Origin of the sequence: Mesorhizobium sp. M7A.F.Ca.US.002.01.1.1 (genome assembly GCF_004022955.1) — a bacterium.
GTDB lineage: Bacteria > Pseudomonadota > Alphaproteobacteria > Rhizobiales > Rhizobiaceae > Mesorhizobium > Mesorhizobium ciceri.
This window is the reverse complement of the sequence record NZ_RZQE01000907.1, coordinates 1-1,142: the sequence shown is the minus strand read 5'-3', so window position 1 is coordinate 1,142 and position 1,142 is coordinate 1. Positions and strand designations below refer to the sequence as shown.

Annotated in this window: 1 protein-coding gene and 1 pseudogene; both read left to right on the top strand. The window is 60.2% G+C overall.

The features are described from left to right. Positions 1–314: pseudogene (locus tag EN932_RS36640) on the top strand (ABC transporter permease); the annotation flags it as partial. Positions 315–363: 49 nt separating this feature from the next. Then, a partial coding sequence (locus tag EN932_RS36635; RefSeq protein ID WP_164890867.1) for a BMP family ABC transporter substrate-binding protein occupies positions 364–1,142 on the top strand: 779 nt, incomplete at its 3' end.

Here is a 1,142-nt window from a genome sequence, read left to right as displayed (position 1 = left end):
GCCATCTCTCGCTGGTCTACACGCCGCAATGGGTGGAGAACATGAGCGCCGGCCGCGGCTGGATCGCGCTGGCGCTGGTGGTGTTCGCCTCCTGGCGGCCATGGCGGGTGCTGGCCGGCGCCTACATCTTCGGCGCGGTGTGGATCGGCCAGCTTCATGCACAGGCTTTTGGCATTCCAGTGCCCTCACAGTTCCTTTCTTCGCTGCCCTATCTGGCAACCGTCGTGGTTCTCGTTCTAATCTCGCGCAACAAGCGTCTGACGATGATGAACACGCCGGCTTCCTTGGGGCAGCCATTCGTTCCGGATCGTTGACAACAAAAACAAACGGGAAGCTCCAAGGCTAACTCAGAGAGGTAACACGATGAAAAAACTGCTTATTGCCCTGATGACCACGACCGCCGCCATGTCGCTGGCAGCGACGGCCGAGGCCGCGGACAAGCTGAAGGCCTGCTGGGTCTACACCGGCCCGATCGGCGATTTTGGCTATTCCTACCAGCACGACCAGGGCCGTCTCGAAGTGGAGAAGGCGCTCGGCGACAAGGTCGAAACCGCCTATCTTGAAAACGTCTCGGAAGGCCCCGACGCCGACCGCGCTTTCGAGCGCCTGGCACGCGAAGGCTGCAAGATCATTTTCGGCACCTCCTTCGGCTTCATGGACCCGGAAGTGAAGGTCGCCAAGAAATTCCCGAAGGTGATGTTCGAGCACGCCACCGGCTACAAGACATCTGACAATCTCGGCATCTACAATGCGCGTTTCTATGAAGGCCGTTATGTGCTCGGCCAGATCGCCGCCAAGGAATCGAAGGCAGGCGTTGCCGGCTACATCGTTTCCTTCCCGATCCCGGAAGTGGTGATGGGCATCAACTCCTTCATGCTCGGCGCGCAGTCGATCAACCCGAACTTCAAGGCCAAGATCGTCTGGGTGAATTCCTGGTTCGATCCGGGCAAGGAAGCCGACGCCGCCAAGGCGCTGTTCGACCAGGGTGCCGACATTATCGTCCAGCACACCGATTCGACCGCTGCCCTGCAGGTGGCCGAGGAGCGCAAGCTGCACGGCTTCGGCCAGTCCTCCGACATGATCAAGTTCGCGCCGAACGCGCAGCTGACCTCGCTTACCGACGAATGGGGTCCCTATTACAT